16 protein-coding genes are annotated in these 16,341 nt (G+C 61.3%); 5 read left to right on the top strand and 11 right to left on the bottom strand.

What is annotated here, in order from left to right; translation table 11 throughout:
- Positions 1-22 precede the first annotated feature (22 nt).
- The 5 genes from AC0L3U_RS24430 to AC0L3U_RS24410 all read right to left on the bottom strand — a co-directional run bounded on the left by AC0L3U_RS24430 (position 23) and on the right by AC0L3U_RS24410 (position 5,292).
- Positions 23-790 (bottom strand): ABC transporter permease, encoded by a 768-nt coding sequence (locus tag AC0L3U_RS24430; protein WP_473363510.1) that lies wholly within the window; start codon positions 788-790, stop codon positions 23-25.
- Positions 787-1,572, bottom strand: a complete 786-nt coding sequence (locus AC0L3U_RS24425; RefSeq protein WP_473363509.1) for an ABC transporter permease — start codon at positions 1,570-1,572, stop codon at positions 787-789. Before AC0L3U_RS24425 ends, AC0L3U_RS24430 begins: the two co-directional genes overlap by 4 nt.
- Positions 1,569-2,414, bottom strand: a complete 846-nt coding sequence (locus tag AC0L3U_RS24420) for an ABC transporter ATP-binding protein (protein ID WP_473363508.1) — start codon at positions 2,412-2,414, stop codon at positions 1,569-1,571. The genes AC0L3U_RS24425 and AC0L3U_RS24420 overlap by 4 nt, the downstream gene beginning before the upstream one ends.
- Positions 2,415-2,535: 121 nt before the next feature.
- The gene (gene ilvD / locus AC0L3U_RS24415) at positions 2,536-4,230 is read right to left on the bottom strand and encodes a dihydroxy-acid dehydratase (RefSeq protein ID WP_473363507.1); all 1,695 of its coding nucleotides are present in this window, start codon (positions 4,228-4,230) and stop codon (positions 2,536-2,538) included.
- A gap of 78 nt (positions 4,231-4,308) precedes the next feature.
- Positions 4,309-5,292 (bottom strand): ABC transporter substrate-binding protein, encoded by a 984-nt coding sequence (locus AC0L3U_RS24410; protein ID WP_007601560.1) that lies wholly within the window; start codon positions 5,290-5,292, stop codon positions 4,309-4,311.
- 167 nt (positions 5,293-5,459) lie between these two features.
- Between AC0L3U_RS24410 and AC0L3U_RS24405 the strand changes: the two genes are divergently transcribed.
- Complete coding sequence (locus AC0L3U_RS24405) at positions 5,460-6,368, top strand: NAD(P)-dependent oxidoreductase (protein WP_473363506.1); 909 nt, start codon at positions 5,460-5,462, stop codon at positions 6,366-6,368.
- Positions 6,369-6,412: 44 nt separating this feature from the next.
- Here the strand turns inward: AC0L3U_RS24405 and AC0L3U_RS24400 are convergent, their stop codons facing one another.
- The 5 genes from AC0L3U_RS24400 to AC0L3U_RS24380 all read right to left on the bottom strand — a co-directional run bounded on the left by AC0L3U_RS24400 (position 6,413) and on the right by AC0L3U_RS24380 (position 10,683).
- Complete coding sequence (locus AC0L3U_RS24400; protein ID WP_027519282.1) at positions 6,413-6,958, bottom strand: flavin reductase family protein; 546 nt, start codon at positions 6,956-6,958, stop codon at positions 6,413-6,415.
- A gap of 9 nt (positions 6,959-6,967) precedes the next feature.
- Complete coding sequence (locus AC0L3U_RS24395; protein WP_473363505.1) at positions 6,968-8,197, bottom strand: acyl-CoA dehydrogenase family protein; 1,230 nt, start codon at positions 8,195-8,197, stop codon at positions 6,968-6,970.
- A 190-nt stretch (positions 8,198-8,387) separates the two neighbouring features.
- Complete coding sequence (locus tag AC0L3U_RS24390) at positions 8,388-9,656, bottom strand: CaiB/BaiF CoA transferase family protein (RefSeq protein ID WP_473363504.1); 1,269 nt, start codon at positions 9,654-9,656, stop codon at positions 8,388-8,390.
- 237 nt (positions 9,657-9,893) lie between these two features.
- Positions 9,894-10,322 carry a GNAT family N-acetyltransferase gene (locus tag AC0L3U_RS24385; protein ID WP_473294695.1) on the bottom strand — a complete coding sequence of 143 codons (429 nt, stop codon included), beginning with the start codon at positions 10,320-10,322 and terminating at the stop codon, positions 9,894-9,896.
- 61 nt (positions 10,323-10,383) lie between these two features.
- Positions 10,384-10,683, bottom strand: coding sequence for a hypothetical protein (locus AC0L3U_RS24380; protein WP_456768923.1), 300 nt, complete (start codon positions 10,681-10,683; stop codon positions 10,384-10,386).
- A gap of 353 nt (positions 10,684-11,036) precedes the next feature.
- Between AC0L3U_RS24380 and AC0L3U_RS24375 the strand changes: the two genes are divergently transcribed.
- The 4 genes from AC0L3U_RS24375 (at position 11,037) to AC0L3U_RS24360 (ending at position 14,008) form a co-directional block, all read left to right on the top strand.
- On the top strand, positions 11,037-11,237 hold the full coding sequence (locus AC0L3U_RS24375; protein ID WP_473294697.1) for a hypothetical protein: 201 nt from the start codon (positions 11,037-11,039) through the stop codon (positions 11,235-11,237).
- Between the two features lie 60 nt (positions 11,238-11,297).
- On the top strand, positions 11,298-11,726 hold the full coding sequence (locus tag AC0L3U_RS24370; RefSeq protein WP_473294698.1) for a response regulator: 429 nt from the start codon (positions 11,298-11,300) through the stop codon (positions 11,724-11,726).
- A gap of 243 nt (positions 11,727-11,969) precedes the next feature.
- Entirely contained in the window at positions 11,970-13,571 is a 1,602-nt protein-coding gene (locus AC0L3U_RS24365) for an FAD-dependent monooxygenase (protein WP_473363503.1), read from the top strand.
- Positions 13,572-13,684: 113 nt separating this feature from the next.
- The gene (locus AC0L3U_RS24360) at positions 13,685-14,008 is read left to right on the top strand and encodes a hypothetical protein (RefSeq protein ID WP_473363502.1); all 324 of its coding nucleotides are present in this window, start codon (positions 13,685-13,687) and stop codon (positions 14,006-14,008) included.
- Positions 14,009-14,171: 163 nt separating this feature from the next.
- Here AC0L3U_RS24360 and AC0L3U_RS24355 read toward each other — a convergent pair whose 3' ends face one another.
- Positions 14,172-16,061: a hypothetical protein gene (locus AC0L3U_RS24355; protein ID WP_473363501.1), complete on the bottom strand. Its 1,890-nt coding sequence runs from the start codon at positions 16,059-16,061 to the stop codon at positions 14,172-14,174.
- Between the last annotated feature and the right edge of the window lie 280 nt (positions 16,062-16,341).

The raw sequence follows: 16,341 nt of genomic DNA, 5'->3' as shown, positions 1-16,341 counted from the left end.
TTTCTGTTTCTTCTTCGTCAGTTCATGCTTCGGGGAAACCCCGCAGCAGATACGCGCGCACTGCCCCCAGCAGACCATTGAGGATCAGGCCCAGCAGCGAGATCGTGATCAGCGGCACGAACATGTCGACGGCCTGAAAGGTCCGGGCCGCCGTGACGAGGACATGTCCGAGCCCGTCGCTCGACGTGATCATCTCCGCCAGAAACACCACGATGCAGGAAATGACAAGGCCGATCCGGCAACCGGTCAGGATCGACGGCATCGCGGCCGGCAGCACCACCTTGAACAGGATCTCATAGCGCGGCGTTCCCGCCGCCATGGCCGACCAGATCAGCTTCTGCTCCACCGTCGATGCGCCGTAATAGGTAGACAACAGAATGGGAAAGAGGGCATCCGCCGCCACCAGCGTGATCTTCGATCCGTGGCCGAAACCGAGCAGCAGCAGCAATGCTGGATAGAGCGCGACCTTGGGCAAGGGTGCAAGCACGCGAACGATCGGCCGAACCACGGCGTTGATAGCCGGATTGGCGGCAGCGGCGATGCCGATGCTGACACCGAGCACGACCGCAATCGCAAAACCGGCAAACAGCCGGATCAGGGTCGCTGCGATCTCCTGCTGAAACGTCCAGGTCAGGAGTTGCTGAAGCAACCTGCTGAAGACGTATCCCGGCGGCGGCAGCAAGACCGCAGGCGCAAAGCCAAATGATACGAGGCCCTGCCACAGGGCGATCACCAGCACGATCGGCGCAAGCCCAAGGATAATGCTGGTGGAGCGAAGCTGCGGGATCATGAGAAGCTCAGCGGCATGTCGAACTGCGGTTCGGACCAGCGCACCAGCCTTGCGCGGACCCGCTCGAAGATCGCATCGAGGCAAATTCCCATCGCCCCCACGATGATGATCATCGCAAAGACGGTGTCGTATTGGCCCATGTCGAGGGCATTGAACAGGATATTGCCGGCGCCGGACTGACGGGCGATCATCTCGCTCGTAATCATCGTGATCAGCGCCAGCACGAGTCCCGTGCGGCAACCGGTCAGAATTTCCGGCAGCGCCGCCGGCAGTACGATCCAGACCAGCCGTTGCGCAGGCGAAAGCCCCATCGCGGCGCCCGACCACAGCATCTTCTCTTCCACCGCCTTGGCGCCCTCGAAGCTGTGATAGATCACGGGCAGGCTGACGCCGAGAAAGATCACCAGCGTCTTCGTGATGTCGCCGACGCCGAGCCACAGCATGATGATCGGCATCAAGGCCGCCTTCGGCACAGGGTAGATCACCATCAAGAGCGGATTGAAGAATGCCGCGACGGCCCGGCTGCGGCCCATCAATAGGCCGAGCGGAATCGAAACCAGCACCGCGACCGCGAACCCGATCGCCATGCGGCGGAGCGAGGCCAGGATGTTGATCAGCGATTCCTTGTCCCCGAGGATGTCCGGGATTGCACGGATCGCCTCGACTGCCGTCGGGAAGCTGTCGTTCTTCAGCGCGAGTGACGCAACCTGCCATGCCGCCAGAAGCCCGATACAGGCAAACACCGGAGCGGCACGCTTGCCCAAGGCCGCCAGCGACGTCACGACCGCGATCCCGTCTCGTCGACCTCGTCGAACATGCGCTCGATATCGACAACGTATTTCTGGTAGCGTGGATCGAGCAGCAGCTCGCTGCGGCGGCGCGGCCGCGGCAGATCGATGTCGATGACCTCGCGGATACGGCCGGGCGATTTCGACATCATCACGACCTTGTCTGAAAGGAAAACCGCTTCGTCCACAGAATGCGTGACGAACAGCACTGTCTTGCGATCACGCTCCCAGATGTTCAACAGATCATTCTGCAGCCGCGTTCGCGTGTGAGCATCGAGCGCGCCGAACGGCTCGTCCATCAACAGAACCTCAGGATGGTAAGCCAGCGTTCGAGCCAGTGCCACGCGCTGCTTCATGCCGCCGGACAGCTCCTTGGGATAGAAATTCTCGTAGCCCTTGAGCCCGACCATTTCGATCAAGGCCCGGCTCTGTGCTTCCGCCTCGGTGGTGCGCACGCCCTGCTGGCGAGGGCCATACATCACATTGCCCAGCACGGTCTTCCACGGAAACAACGCGAATTCCTGAAATACCGGGCCGCGATCCGGCCCTGGTCCCGTGATCGTCCGTCCCCTGATCTTCGCTGAGCCGCTGGTCGGGCTGACGAAGCCGCCGACGACGTAAAGCAATGTCGACTTGCCGCAGCCGGACGGACCAAGGATGGAGACGAAGGCTCCTTCGTCGATCGCCAGCGAGATGTCCGATAGCGCTACATGGTCCTTGCGCGCCGAGGTCTGAAATACCTGCGAGACGTTCTCGATCTCGATGATTGCAGAAGCCGGTTTTTGCGGCGTCACCGGTCTCACCCATTCGCTCGATCTCGAAGGCACTACCTTCATCCCGTCTCACTTCATTCGCGCAAACCCTGCGCAACAGGCTTGCTAAACATCCTTCGTCAGCGACGCGAGCTTAGCAAGAAACTTGCCAGACCATTGGCTGTTTTCGGGCAAGTGCGCCGCGTCATCCGAACCAGGGCCATTCCGCGGGCCCCTCATGCGTCACGGCCCCGCCCGGTGCCTGGCCAACCAATCGGGCATATTTCGCCAGCGCGCCAGCACGGTGACGAGGCGGACGCGGCTTCCAATCGTGCCGGCGAGCAGCGAGTTCCTGCTCGTCGACCAGCATATCCATCCGCCGGTTCGCAGCATCGATCCGGATCCTGTCGCCATCGCGAACCAGCGCCAGCGGACCGCCGACGAAGGCCTCGGGAGACACATAGCCGATGCACATTCCGCGCGTGGCGCCAGAGAAGCGTCCATCCGTGATCAGGGCCACCTTCTCGCCCATGCCCTGTCCATAGATCAGCGCGGTGACGCCGAGCATCTCGCGCATGCCGGGGCCGCCCACCGGCCCCTCATTTCGGATCACGAGAACCTCGCCCGCCCGATAGGTGCGATCACGAACCGCAGCGACGCAGCCCTCCTCGTCTTCGAAAACGCGCGCCACGCCTTCAAAGAACTGACTCTTCAGGCCCGCGACCTTGATGACTGCGCCGTGGGGACAGAGGTTTCCCTTCAGCACAGCGACGCCGCCATCTGGCATGATCGGCGCGCAACTCGCGTAAACGACCTCTCCGTCAGGTGCATTGGCAGCGCCGTATTCTTCGGCAAGCGTACGGCCCGTGATCGACAGGCAACTGCCATCGATATGCCCGCTCTGGATCAGCTCCCTGATCACCACGGCGGCGCCGCCGATATCGTAGACATCTTTCGCCGTATATTTGCCTCCAGGCCGCAGGTTTCCGATCAGCGGCGTCCTGGCAAAAACCTCGCCGACATCATCGATCGTGAATGCGATGCCGGCCTCGTTCGCGATCGCCGGCAGATGTAGCGCAGCATTGGTCGAACCGCCCGTGGCGGCTACGATTGCCGCACCGTTTTCCAGCGATTTCCGCGTCACGATGTCGCGCGGCAAAGGCCCGCCGCGCTCCAGCATTTCCATGACGAGGCGCCCGGCCCGCCTGGATATCTGCGCGCGTTCGGCATAGACACCCGGCACCATCGACACGTTAGGAATGGTGAGGCCCATCGCCTCCGAGACCATCCCCATGGTGTTAGCAGTGAATTGGCCGGCGCACGCGCCGATGGTCGGCAGGCAGGCCCGCTCAATCCGCTCGAGCGTGGCACTGTCGATCTCTCCGGTCATGAAGCTGCCAACAGCCTCATAGGAGTCGAGCACGGTGAGGGTCCGCCCGTCCATACGGCCCGGCAGCGCGCTGCCGCCATAGATGAAAATGGACGGGACGTTGCACCGGACCATGCCCATCATCACGCCGGGAAGCGTCTTGTCGCATCCGCCATATCCGATCAGCGCATCGTAGGCGAGACCATGGACGACGGCTTCAATCGAGTCGGCGATCAGCTCCCGCGAAAACAGGGAGAACTTCATCCCCTCGTGATTCATGCTGATGCCGTCGGAGACCGACACGGTCGAAAACTCGCGCGGCGTGCCGCCGGCCTCCTCGATTCCGGTCTTGGCCGCCGCGACCTGAAAGTCGTGCGTCATGTTGCAGGGCGTCTGTTCGCCCTTCATGCTGACGACGCCCACCATCGGCTTGGCAATCGCAGGGTCGTCAAGCCCCATGGCGCGCATGAAAGCGCGGTGCGGAGCCCGGTCGAGGCCATCCGTCGTGATCCGAGATCGGAGCTTCTTCATACGTGCATCTTCTTCATGCAACGTCCCGGATCATCCTGGACGCCGCGACCTTCTCGCTCGGTTCATTCGCCCGATCGCCTATTGCAGCGGAGCGACAATCGTCGAATGCTTGAATTGCGCGACATCCAATTTTGGCAGCATCCCTGTCTCCGCGTAGATGTCCAGCATCTTCTGGATCGCGGGGAAATTCGGTGCAGCGCCCGGATCGCGGCCGAAATCATTGTCCTTGAGCAGATAGGTCTCGAGAACCGGAATAGGTGCCTTCAGGACTTCGTTGACGACCTTCAACGTCTCTTCGCGGTTCGCCAGCGCTTTCTTCATGCCAGAGGTAATGTCACGCACGTAAGCCTTGACCAGTTCCGGGTTCTTGTCGACAAAATCGGCACGGCAGGCTTCCAGGATGTGCACGATGTTCGGCATCGCCTGCGACAGCGAGAACAGTTTGCGCGTGCCGCCCTTTGCCTCCGCGCGCGCGGCAAACGGCTGGTTCATGTTGACCGCATCGACGCGGCCCTGCCGCAACGCATCTTCGGAGACGGCAAAGCCGACTTCGACCAGCTTGATGTCCTTGGCCGGATCAATGCCGTTCTGCTTCAGCAACAGATTGAACGGGCCTTGGGTGCCGCCGCCGATCACGGAGATTCCGACCGTCTTGCCTTTGAGATCGGCGATCGTCTTGATCGGGGAGTCGTCCATGACAGCCCAGTAGACCGAGAAACCGCCGGCCTTCTCGAAGACGTGCTGCGCCACGATGTAGGCCTTGAGGTTGCCGCCAACTACGCCGTTGGCGAGCGACAGCGGCGCCTGCGTCGCGCAATCCAGCGCGCCGGCCGCCAATGCCTGCGTCATCGGAGCAGTGCCCTGAAACTGGGTCCATTCGATGTTGTAGGCCTTGCCGATATTGGGAAACTCAGCCGGGCGGCGCATCATCCAGTACTTGGATTCTTCGGCCGGAATCGTCCAGCCGACACGAATTGTCTGCTGCGCCCATGACGGGCCTGCGCTCGCGCTCACGGCCGCTGCCGCCCCCAAAGCCAGGATCCACTTCGAAACGGTTCGCATCGTGCCCACTCCGCTGCCCAGGCGCCGACCGGCGCCATCCAACCCGACCGCAGCAAATGTTTCATGGTTCAAACAATCAAGCAAGCCATGCCGGCCGGGGCGGTTTCGTCGTGAGTTGCGCGATATATGGTAATGCAGCGCCGCGGACCGACAGATGGAGGCAACCTATGGCTGAAGCGAGCAAGACAAACCCGCAAGGCGCCGAGCGGCTCGGCTATCTAGGCCTTGGACTGATGGGGACACCGATGAGCCGACGCCTGCTCAACGCCGGCCATCAGGTCGCTGTCTGGAACCGTTCGGAAGGAAAGATGGCCGCGCTCGTGGAGGCCGGTGCCAGGCGTGCAGCCACCCCCCGCGCCTTGATGGAGAGCTCGGACATCGTCTTCATGTGCGTGACGGATGCGGCTGCCGTGGAAGAGGTGATCTTCGGGCCCGAGAGCATCTCAACTGCGCCCGGCGCGGGTAAGCTCGTGGTCGACTTCTCGTCGATCCATCCTGACGCCGCACGGGACCTTGCAACGCGACTGTCAGCTGCGAACGGCACGGGCTGGATCGATGCGCCGGTGTCCGGTGGGACCAAGGGCGCCGAGGAAGGCACACTTGCCATCATGGCCGGCGGAAAAGCCGGCGATATCGAGCGGGTCCGCCCCTACGTGCTGGCCATGGCACGCAGGTTCACCCACATGGGCCCGACCGGTGCGGGGCAGACCACAAAGCTGTGCAACCAGGTGATCGTCGGATGCGCGATGGCTGTTCTTGCGGAGGCAACACGCCTTGCAGTGAACGCCGGAATCGATGCCAACCGCTTGCCCGAAGCACTCGCCGGCGGCTTCGCAGACTCCATTCCGTTGCAGCTATTCGTGCCGCGAATGGTTCAGGGCATTCACTCACCGCCGCTTGGTCACATCGCCACAATGCTCAAGGACCTCGATACCGTCGCCGATGTCGCGCAGACGACGTCGACCCCGGTGCCCATGGCCTCGCTCGCCGGACAACTTTTCAGGCTCGCTAAGGCCGCGCGAGGCGCGGATGCGGATGCGCTCGAAATCTACAAGCTTTCGGCAGGGGTGCGCTGAACCGTCGAGCGCGAACTGAAGCACGCTTGCAGTGACTGCTTGCGCTAGCCGTCGGCGAGAAATCGGCCGAACGCGCCGCGCGCGAAGAGCAGCGGCTCCTTCGCATTGTAAGTATACGCCTCGACTGCACCGAGAAAGATCACGTGGTCGCCGCCGTAATAACGATTGACTGAGCGGCATTGAAAATTGGCGACGCTCTCGGCGAGCACCGGCGCGTTGCCGAGGCCCGGCGTCCACTCGACACCGGTGAACTTGTCATCAGACGACTTGGCGAATTTGCTCGCAAGCGCCTGTTGCGAAACGCCAAGAACGTTGACCGTGAAATGACTGGCGTTCTGGAAGATGGTCAGACTAGAGGAATAGACGACGAGGCTCCAAAGAACCAGCGGCGGGTTCAGCGAGACCGAGGCAAACGAATTGCACGTCAGGCCATAGGGCTTGCCGTCAGGAGCCGCGGCCGTGATGATCGTCACCCCCGTGGCGTAGGTGCCGAGCGCACTGCGGAAATCACGGGGATCGATCGGCGAGTTGTCGCTCGCGAGTTCGTTGGCCGGATCGGGAACGGCCGGCTGCTTCGGCAGATCATTCATCGGCCGGCCTCACAGCGTGAGATTCTCGGACGGCAGGCCCAGTGCCACACGTCCATAATTGGTCCCGGCCGCATCGAAGTTGAACGCGAGATGCGAATTGATCGCGTGCGCATCGCGGAACTGCCGCTGCAACGCGCCCGTCGTGAACAGGCCCCGTGCTCCGCTCGCGGCAAACAGCGTCGACACCGCATCCGTACAGAAGTTCACTGAAAAGGCGCCGTCGCGCCGATATCTGGTCTTGATCGCCATATCGGGGAGATGACCCCGCCTTGCATCCTCCATGGCATTCAGACAGGCCGAGCGCATGATCAGGCGTGCAGCGTCGATCTTCGCCGACGCCTCCGCGATCTTGATCTGGGTGCTTTGAAAGTCGCTCAGCCTGGCGTGATTGTAGGTGGAAATGCGATGACGGACGACCTCCGCATAATCGTCGAGACACGCCTGCGCGTTCCCCAGCGCGACGCCAGAGAGGACGTAGGGAAATAGCGAGAACACGGGGAGCGCATACAGCGGGTTGGGATTGAGCTTGCTTCCCGGCGTCGGACCGCCGTCAAGATCGCCGACCGCGACCGTCATATCGTCGGGCACGAAAGCGTCCCTAACCTCCACGTCGCAGGACCCTGTCCCGCGGAGCCCCGCGACATTCCAGGTGTCGAGGACCTTGTAGTCGGCTTTCGGCAGCAGAAATATCCGATATTCGATGCCGTCTGCCTCATCGTCGGAGTAGACCACGCTCGCAAGCATGTTCCATGCGCAGGAGGCAACGCCCGAGGAGAACGGCCAGCTGCCATGGAGCCGGTATCCGCCCTCGACTCTCTTGGCACGTCCGGCGGGAAAAATGAACGAGGACGCGATCAGCGCGTCCGGGTCACGGCCCCAGACCAGCTCCTGCGCCGTCGGCTCGAACATGCCGAGCATCCAATGATGGCTCGCCAGATTGGCCAGATTCCATGCCACCGAGGCGTCCGCTTGTCCGAGCAGGTCTGCGCAATCGATCAAGGCGACATAATCGAGTTCTGCGCCGCCAATGCGCTTGGGCTGAAGCATTCGGAACAGGCCCGCGTCGTGCAGATCCTTCTCCGTTTCGGGCGGCAGATGCCGCAACTCCTCCGTCCGCGCCGCCCGCTCCCGCAGCCGTGGGACGAGCGCGCGGGCCTTCGCGACCATTGCCGCATGGGCAGGCTCATCGGGTTGCGCCCCTGCGGGTCGGCCCACGCTCGGCTCTTGACTAGGCGCCATTCGCATCCCTCGCTTTCATGCATTTATGCGGCGAGACCCTTGCCAAATCAAGCCGAGGCGGCGCTGTCTGGGTATGGTCGCCCTGAACCTGGCTGCCCAGGAAGGATGCGATGCCGCGAAGGTGGCGGCATCGCCAATCCGTGATCCGCAAGCCGCGCCGGGCCTGGCCTTTAAGATCAACCCCTCAGGCTCAGCCCAACGTCGAGGGTTTGCCCGAGCCGAACACGCCCTTTTGGGTAAACTGCGATATCCGACGCTCGTCGTAACCGAGCGTATCACGCAAGACCTGCTCCGTGTGTTCGCCCAGCAATGGAGCAGCCACAGGATCAATCGGGCCGGTCAAGCTCATGGCAATCGGCGGCTCGATGTTCGGGACCCACTCTGCCGTACGATGTGGAATCCGGTTCAAGCGATGGCGCTCTCGCGCCTCCGGTGCATTGAACCCCTCCTCGACCGTCCGCAGATAGCCGACCGGGATATTGGCCAGCTTCATCTTGGTCATCCAGTTCTCGAGGGTGTCGCTTGCAAAGACCTCCGCGATGGCTGCCCGCAGAAGCTCCTTGTTCTCGGAACGCGCCTTGCGCGAGGCAAACTGGGGATCGGTGATCAGTTCCGGCCGGTTCAGCACCTCGACAACCAGCCGGCGATAGAGCCGGTCGTTCGCGCAGGCCATGTAAAGCGCCCCATCGGAGGCCTCGTACACGCCGACGGTAGGAGAACCACTCGGCGAATTACCAAACCGGCCAGGATTTTCGCCGTTGATCAGATAGGCCATGCCATAGAAACCGGTCATGCCCATCGCGACGTCGAACAGGGCGACCTCGACATGCTGACCGCGACCCAGCCGATCCCGCGCCAACAGCGCCATCAGGATGGCATTGCAGGCAGACATCCCCGTCGCCATGTCTATGATCGGCGGGCCGGTGCGAACCGCCGGGCCATCAGCAAATCCGTTGAGCGACATGAAGCCGCTTTCCGCCTGCGTGATCGGATCAAAGCCGGGACGCGAGGCAAACGGTCCGGTGCGCCCGTAGGCGGAGATCGAGCAATAGACTAGCCGCGGATTGAGCGGCGCAACTGTTTCATAGTCCAGCCCAAATTTCTTCATGACTCCGCTGGAGAAGTTCTCGACGACCACGTCCGCCTTGCGAATCAAATCCAGCGCGATCTCACGAGCCTCCGGCACGGTAAGGTCGAGCGTGATGCCACGCTTGTTGCGATTGAGACTCAGATAAGCGGCACTCTCTCCACCGATCTCGGCGTGTTCATACGCACGCGTGTCATCGCCTCCGTCCGGATTCTCGATCTTGATGACGTGCGCGCCGAAATCAGCAAGCGTCTGCGTACAAGCCGGGCCGGCAACCACACGCGTGAAATCGACGACCAGCAGACCGTCGAGCGCGGTAGGCGCCCCCGTCGCCCGCGACGAACGTTCCGGCAATTGAGGCTTGGTGGGCATCGACGGCGCTCCCTTACATCGGTTTATCGTTGCCGAATTCCCGCAGGAGCAAACTTAAAGCCCGGCACCGCTGACTTCGCAAGTCCTTCGCCCGCATCGCTTCAATACGCAAAAAGGGCCCGGCAGCTGTCAAGCTGCCGGGCCCTTGGACGTTCGGTGTTGCGCTTCATCTCGCGCGAGCCATTTTTACGTTGCGGGAATTGCGTTCCGTACCACGGGAAACCTGGCTCCATTCGCTCAGCGAAGCCGCTTTCGCCAGTAAAGCGTATGGGCCCAAGCCCAGGGCACATGGGGTTCAAAGAGCCGATAGCCCGCCCGGATGAAATTATTGGCGGACACCGGATTGTCCGTCGTATCCGAGACGATGCTGTCCCACCCGATACGCCGTGCCCTTGCCTCGATCACCCGCATCAGCCTGCACTGGAGGTCACGTCCCCGGTGCCGCTGCAACACACCGACCCTGGAGAAATTACCGCCATTTCGAATGTGCGTTGACGGCACGACACCGGCGAAGGCTACTGGCTCATCGCCGTGATAGGCAAGCCACCACGCCCCTAACTCGAATTGTGACAAGAGAGCCGCATCGAAGAACGTCAACCGGTGAAGGTCGGCCAATGTATCGGCGATGTCGTCATCGGATGCATCCACGATGCGAATTCTGTACATGAGACGGTCCGTTGGCGAAGGACGACGTGAGTGGATGCAGCAATGTCGTCGTGGCTGAGGCTCACTTGCCGAGCACGACCTTGACGCTTAGCCCAATCACACCCATCAGACCGGTGGCGATCACCGTAATCACGGCCTTGAGCGTGTAGCTCTGCGCCTGCTCGACGCTCGTTCGCCATCGGCGCAAGTGCTGAAAATCGGCCCTTAGCTCCTTTCGGTCGTCATCTTCGATTCCGAAAGACGCCAGCACCAATGCCACCGTCCGCAATACGATGGCATCGATGTTCGCCTGCTGAAGCCTGTGTTGCTCGGCCAGCGTCTCGGCAACGATCGCCCTGATTTCGTCATCTGCCATCTTCACCGCTTGATGATCCTTTCAATGTTCTCGAAGCCGCGCATGGCGAAGTAGGAGACAACCAGATTGGCTCCGAAGGCCGCAGCGGCGCGAGCACTGGCCCAGCGCCGCGGGCCGGCACATTCGCGCGTGCGCGGTCAGCAATAGTACGGCCGGCGGCGCACCAGGTTTGACGAGTGCGTGGCCGCAGCGCGCCGCCGCCGTCCGATCTCGATCGAGACGAAAAAAAACCGCGGCGAAAGCTTTCCGCGCGGGTGAACTAAGCTCGTTTCGATGATGCCATTCTGCCAGTGTTTTCGCAGACGTGTCAAAAGAACGAATTCGCTTAAGCAGCGTTAGCTGATCAGGAGGGCCGGCAGATGACACTCAAGACGACCTCACAAAACACGTCGCTAAATCTTGCAGGACGAAAGCCGCGCATCGACAAGGAGCGCGACACTCAAGAAGCCGTCGTTGAAAACGCCGGCGACACGGAGGACAAGGACTGCGATCTCGTGCATGGCGAGGGCGGCCCCATCGACCTTCCCAGCAAACCCGGCGATTTGTCGAAGGACGACTAGGCCGCTCCGCTGGCGGGGGCGCATCTTGATCTTGCCGTTCTGCGGCGCCTTGCACGAGGTGTGAAACATCGCTCGTTCGACCAGGCCGTGCCGGAACTTACGCCACGGCGGGCGCGTTTATTCCTTCAGAAGGAACGTTGTGCGATGAGCCATACCGTACTGGTTGTTGACGACGATCCCAGCGTGCTCGACGTCATCGTGGACATGCTGGAAGATCTCGGCTGCGAAGTCATCAGCGCCCGGAGCGGCCCCGATGCGCTCGACCGGCTCAAGCAGAACCAAGATATCTCAATCCTCATCACTGACATCAACATGCCCGGCATGGACGGTCACGAACTGGCCGAGCGGGCCAGGCGAAACCGCCCGGAACTGAAGATCCTGCAATTGTCCGGGCGTGAACCCCGGCGCGACGGCCTTCCCATGATCAGAAAGCCGTTTTCGTTCGAGGAACTCGCCAGCACCATGCAGCGGACCACCGGCATCTGCTAAAGGGTGCAAGCTCAGAAAACCCAAAACAAAACCCGCAGCGGATCGCCTCCGCGCGGGTTAAACCAAACTCTTCCCGATGATCGCATCATGCCGGTGTTTTGCCCGACGTGTCAACGCGGCGAACGCGGACAAAGGATTCCCTCTCCCCACTCAGATATGTGGTGTGCAACGGGCTTGCTTCAAGCCCCCGACCCTGCCGTAGAACCCTCGACCCGAACACCATCAAACGCGAGGGGTCATCACATGCCTGTACTGCTTCCGACGTCCCGGACGCGCGGCCACGCCAAAGGGGTCGGCGCCCGCCACACGCAAGACCAAGTGAAAGACCATGCCGTGGTGATCGCCGGCGGTGGCCCGACCGGGTTGATGCTAGCCGCGGAGCTCGCGCTCGCAAATATCGCTGTCGCCGTCGTCGAACGGCGCGCCGATCAGGAACTGGTCGGCACGCGCGCCGGCGGCTTGCACGCGCGCAGCATCGAGATCCTCGACCAGCGCGGCGTCGCGGATCGTTTCCTGCGCGAAGGACAGATCACCCAGCTCGCGGGCTTCGCCTGGACCAGGCTCGACATCAGCGACCTCCCCACCCGGCACGCTTACGGGCTCGCACTGCGGCAGAGCCACATCGAGCGCATCCTGGCCGACTGGGTCAGCGAGCTCGCGGTGCCGATCTATCGAAACCGCGAGGTGACGGGTTTTGCGCAGGACGAGACCGGCATCGACGTGACGCTGTCCGGCGGCGAAACCTTGCGCGCGAATTATCTGGTCGGCTGTGACGGCGGCCGCAGCCTGGTGCGCAAGGCCGCCGGCATCGACTTCGCAGGCTCCGATCCGACGCTGAGCAACCTGATGGCCGAAGTCGAGATGCGCCGAGAACCAGCTTGCGAGCCCGCATGGGGCCTGCGCCATGACGCGCTCGGCTTTCACGGCCTCAGCAAGACCGAGAGCGGACGCGTGCTGGTGGTCGTGACGGAAGCAACGCTCGATCGGACCGGCGAACCCAGCTTGCGCGATCTCAGCGAAGCCCTCGTCGCCGTCTACGGCACCGACTTCGGACTCCACAACCCGTCCTGGATCTCCCGCTTCACCGATGCGGCACGGCAGGCGGTGTCCTATCGCAAGCGTCGCGCGCTGCTCGCCGGCGATGCCGCGCATATCCATCACTCCGTCGGCGGGCAAGGCCTCAACATCGGCGTGCAGGACGCCGTCAATCTCGGCTGGAAGCTCGCGCAAGTGGTCAAGGGCGTGTCGCCCGAAACGCTGCTCGACACCTACCATTCCGAACGTCATCCCGTCGCCGCGCGGACCTTGCGCAACACCATGGCGCAAATCGCCCTGCTCCGCCGCGGCGAGGACGGCCTCAAGGCCGCGCGCGAAATCGTGTCCGAACTGCTCGCGATGGACGCGCCGCGCCAGCGTTTTGGCGCGATGATGAGCGGGCTCGATGTGCACTATGATCTCGGCCAAGGACACGCGCTGCTCGGGCGCCGCATGCCCGATCTCGATCTCACGGTCGAAGGGCGGCCGCTGCGACTGTTCACGCTGCTGCACGGCGCGCGCGGCTTGCTGCTCGATTTTGGCAAGGCAGGCGGCCTCGACATCGCGCCCTGGGCAGATCGCATCGATCTCGTCGAAGCGGACTATCACGGTGCATGGGAGCTCCCGTCCATCGGACAGGTCGCGGCGCCCAAAGCCGTGCTGGTGCGGCCCGACGGGCATGTCGCGTGGGTGGGAGAAGAGAGCCAACGCGGACTCGCGGAGGCGATGACGAGGTGGTTCGGACCGGCTGCGGCGGAGGAGGACAAATCTATAAGTTCCGCTTCTTGGGTTAAAGCAGACCTAGGCTGACGACTTTGGCATTTCGCTTTTTGACCCAAAGCGGTCTTCGACACTTCTGTGCTAAGGTCGTCTCACAGACCTTCGATCCGGCTTGGATTTCGTTGATTTTGGACCCTGCGGCTATGACAGACGATAAAATCCAAAGGGGAGTTCTCAAGATCAACGCGCTTGGCAAAGCGGCGCGTGAGCCTCCGCCGATCACACGAGTGCCGATGCGCTCGGGGGAGGAACTTGATCCCGTGGCTCGTCAAATATCATTGGATCGCCACCTCATGCAGAGATTTCGAGAAGTTATGGGGTGCGGGGACGAGGAGCGCGCGCGGGCGATGGTCGATGAAGTCCGGCTTATCGCCCAAACAATCGACCCGAGCATCAGCTACGCCGAGGGTGCCCGTGTAACTGTCTGCTTGATGCAGATCGATCACGATCAAGACAAGGATGGATAGGCCCGGTGCTGTCCGGTTGTGGCCCATCTCGGACCTTCCGACCGGCGGGGGTGATGTCCGCTCCCGGTGCTCAATCGGATATAAGCAGCCGGGATGCCGAAGGGCTGCTTGTGACCCTTAGCTGACCTCCAGCGGCGATAAGGTCGACATGCGCAAGTGACCCTTATTCAATCAGGCCCTCCTTCGTAATCTGCCTCCACAGCTGTGGATCTATCGCGCTTCCCTGAGCGATCGGCAGACCTTCGCCGGCAAAGACGGTTCGGAGCGCCGTCACCGAAGCGCGAATGCTATCGCCCATTGTCGCGTCGGGATTGAGCAATTCGGGCGGCGTAGCGATCTTCGTGGCGACGCGCTTGTTGACTCTGTCGATCGCCCGCTTGATCCGATCGCGAACGAGTTTCTTGCCGAACCTGGCGAAAAGTCCGGATTCAAACGAATTCGCCAACTTTTCAATCGCGCAGGAGTTCACCACCGTCACCGCCTCCCTCAGCACAGTGAGATCGGACGGGTTCTCGATCTTCCCTGAGCTCATCACACCTTGGGCGGACATGAAGTCGATCATCGCCCTGCGCGTCGGAGAGCCCTCGGCCCCGAAATCGCCGGTGTCGTCGACACAAAGCACACGCTGAATGGCTTTGGCTTGATTGAGCCCTATAGTTAGTTCGAAACCAGTCCGGCCGGTTTGCGGCGGCAAAGGCCGCCCCTGAGCTATTTCGCGCAAAATGTCCAAAAGATCTGAGTCTATTGCGTCTGCATCGTCTATTGCATCTGCATCGTCACCGCGAACTCTGCTAAGTCCGTATTTCTTCCTCAAGTTTTCAACGGCCGCTCTCATTTCTGAGTTGGTCCACTCCTTGCCTGTTTTTTGTACAGCAATCTTCGCCAACGAAGCGGCCTTCAAAATGGTGTTGCTGATCCGCTCCTTTCCGAAGTGCGCAAACAGTCCAACCTCGAACGCGCTTTTGAAACCATGTTTGTTGCAGCTCTCATATTTGTCCACCGCGGCCGATATCGCCGTCAACCGTTCTGACGTATCAATAATGTACGGCGATTGGCTGGGGCGGGCTGTCGAATCCAAGCGGTCTGGTAGGGGCGCTCTTTCTCCTTTTCGGCCTCGTTGACTACTCGGTTCGTCCGGACGCAGCTTGTAGTCGTACCCCTCAAAGAACTGTAATAGCGCAGATCTGGTGTTCGACTCTTCATCGCCGATCATGCCATCGACCTTGATGCACAGCGTTCGCTGAATCTGAGCAATGAGCGTAGGGGATAATTGCCGCTCGATCTTTGGGGGTGCAATCGGGTTAGCAAGCAACGAATTGTCCAGTCCCGGCGTTGCAGGCAGCAAGGTGTTCGATGTCCCCAGGCTCTGTAGTGCTTTTTCAATCCGCCGATCGAACGACGCCCCCGCGTCTGTCAAGAGACTACTAAGCTTGCCGGGTATCTCTTTCCAGCGCTCTTCCTCGCGAAGGGACCCTGCTAGGTCCAAGATACTGGCTTTCACTCGTTCCAGGTCTTTCTCCGTTGACGTAAGCTTGCGTGTCTGCGTGGCAAGAGAGTCTTGAATACGATCCCGTTGCGCGCTGACCTCGGTCGCATTCGCCGTGGCTTCCTTCACTTTTGCCTCAATCTCCGCCACTTTTGTCGTCGCTTCCGTCACTTTCGCGTCGGCCTCTGCAGCTTTCGACAAGGCCGTCTTTGCACTTGCCTCTGCCTTCGCTGCCTCAGATAGCGCGTCCTCAGACCGCTTCATAGCCTTACCGGTCAGATCAAACTGTCGTTCGAGGTCTGTGACTTGCAACGATCTCAGCTTGCCGGCTGTCTCATGCGCGTCTTTCAACAATACTTCGACTTCAAGAAGTCTCTTTGTGGTTTCTTGTTGCTGGTCAGCGCCCTTTGCGTAAAACATGTAGATTGCGAATGCCGATAAGCCAACCATGATGAGCAGAGAGGCTTGCAGCTTCACAAAGCCCAATGCTTCCGAAGCAACATCCCACGGCGTACGGCCAACAACATGTTCTGGTGCGCTATTCTTATCACCTGGAGTTTTGATCATCGGAGGCCAAGCCTAAATCTGCTAAAGGATATGTGGATACTAGCAGCCCTAATTGATCTCGAACACGAGAAAGACGCTTCACGCAACCTTCGCGATTAGTGAAAAGGGCACTGTTGTCGCCGCTCGGCGTCGACCCAAGTAGGGACGAGTGGTCGAAGCAGCGCTTCCGGAACTGTGGATTGGCAGAGATCGAAGGGTATCAGTTGGGTCGGTGAAAGTAGCTCTCGGGATAATCGGCGAGAGCATACGTTTCCGCTGATGGCCCGCAGCCGACTCTGAG

It is taken from the genome of Bradyrhizobium sp. Kon69 (genome assembly GCF_055807515.1).
The sequence above is the reverse complement of the archived record's forward strand: the minus strand, read 5'-3'. Positions and strand labels throughout refer to the sequence as shown.

Excerpts from the sequence above, each read along its gene's own strand:
- AC0L3U_RS24430 (WP_473363510.1), bottom strand. The coding sequence starts at position 790 with ATGATCCCGCAGCTTCGCTCCACCAGCATTATCCTTGGGCTTGCGCCG.
- AC0L3U_RS24420 (WP_473363508.1), bottom strand. The coding sequence starts at position 2,414 with ATGAAGGTAGTGCCTTCGAGATCGAGCGAATGGGTGAGACCGGTGACG.
- ilvD (WP_473363507.1), bottom strand. The coding sequence starts at position 4,230 with ATGAAGAAGCTCCGATCTCGGATCACGACGGATGGCCTCGACCGGGCT.
- AC0L3U_RS24410 (WP_007601560.1), bottom strand. The coding sequence starts at position 5,292 with ATGCGAACCGTTTCGAAGTGGATCCTGGCTTTGGGGGCGGCAGCGGCC.
- AC0L3U_RS24405 (WP_473363506.1), top strand. The coding sequence starts at position 5,460 with ATGGCTGAAGCGAGCAAGACAAACCCGCAAGGCGCCGAGCGGCTCGGC.
- AC0L3U_RS24400 (WP_027519282.1), bottom strand. The coding sequence starts at position 6,958 with ATGAATGATCTGCCGAAGCAGCCGGCCGTTCCCGATCCGGCCAACGAA.
- AC0L3U_RS24395 (WP_473363505.1), bottom strand. The coding sequence starts at position 8,197 with ATGGCGCCTAGTCAAGAGCCGAGCGTGGGCCGACCCGCAGGGGCGCAA.
- AC0L3U_RS24390 (WP_473363504.1), bottom strand. The coding sequence starts at position 9,656 with ATGCCCACCAAGCCTCAATTGCCGGAACGTTCGTCGCGGGCGACGGGG.
- AC0L3U_RS24385 (WP_473294695.1), bottom strand. The coding sequence starts at position 10,322 with ATGTACAGAATTCGCATCGTGGATGCATCCGATGACGACATCGCCGAT.
- AC0L3U_RS24375 (WP_473294697.1), top strand. The coding sequence starts at position 11,037 with ATGACACTCAAGACGACCTCACAAAACACGTCGCTAAATCTTGCAGGA.
- AC0L3U_RS24365 (WP_473363503.1), top strand. The coding sequence starts at position 11,970 with ATGCCTGTACTGCTTCCGACGTCCCGGACGCGCGGCCACGCCAAAGGG.
- AC0L3U_RS24360 (WP_473363502.1), top strand. The coding sequence starts at position 13,685 with ATGACAGACGATAAAATCCAAAGGGGAGTTCTCAAGATCAACGCGCTT.
- AC0L3U_RS24355 (WP_473363501.1), bottom strand. The coding sequence starts at position 16,061 with ATGATCAAAACTCCAGGTGATAAGAATAGCGCACCAGAACATGTTGTT.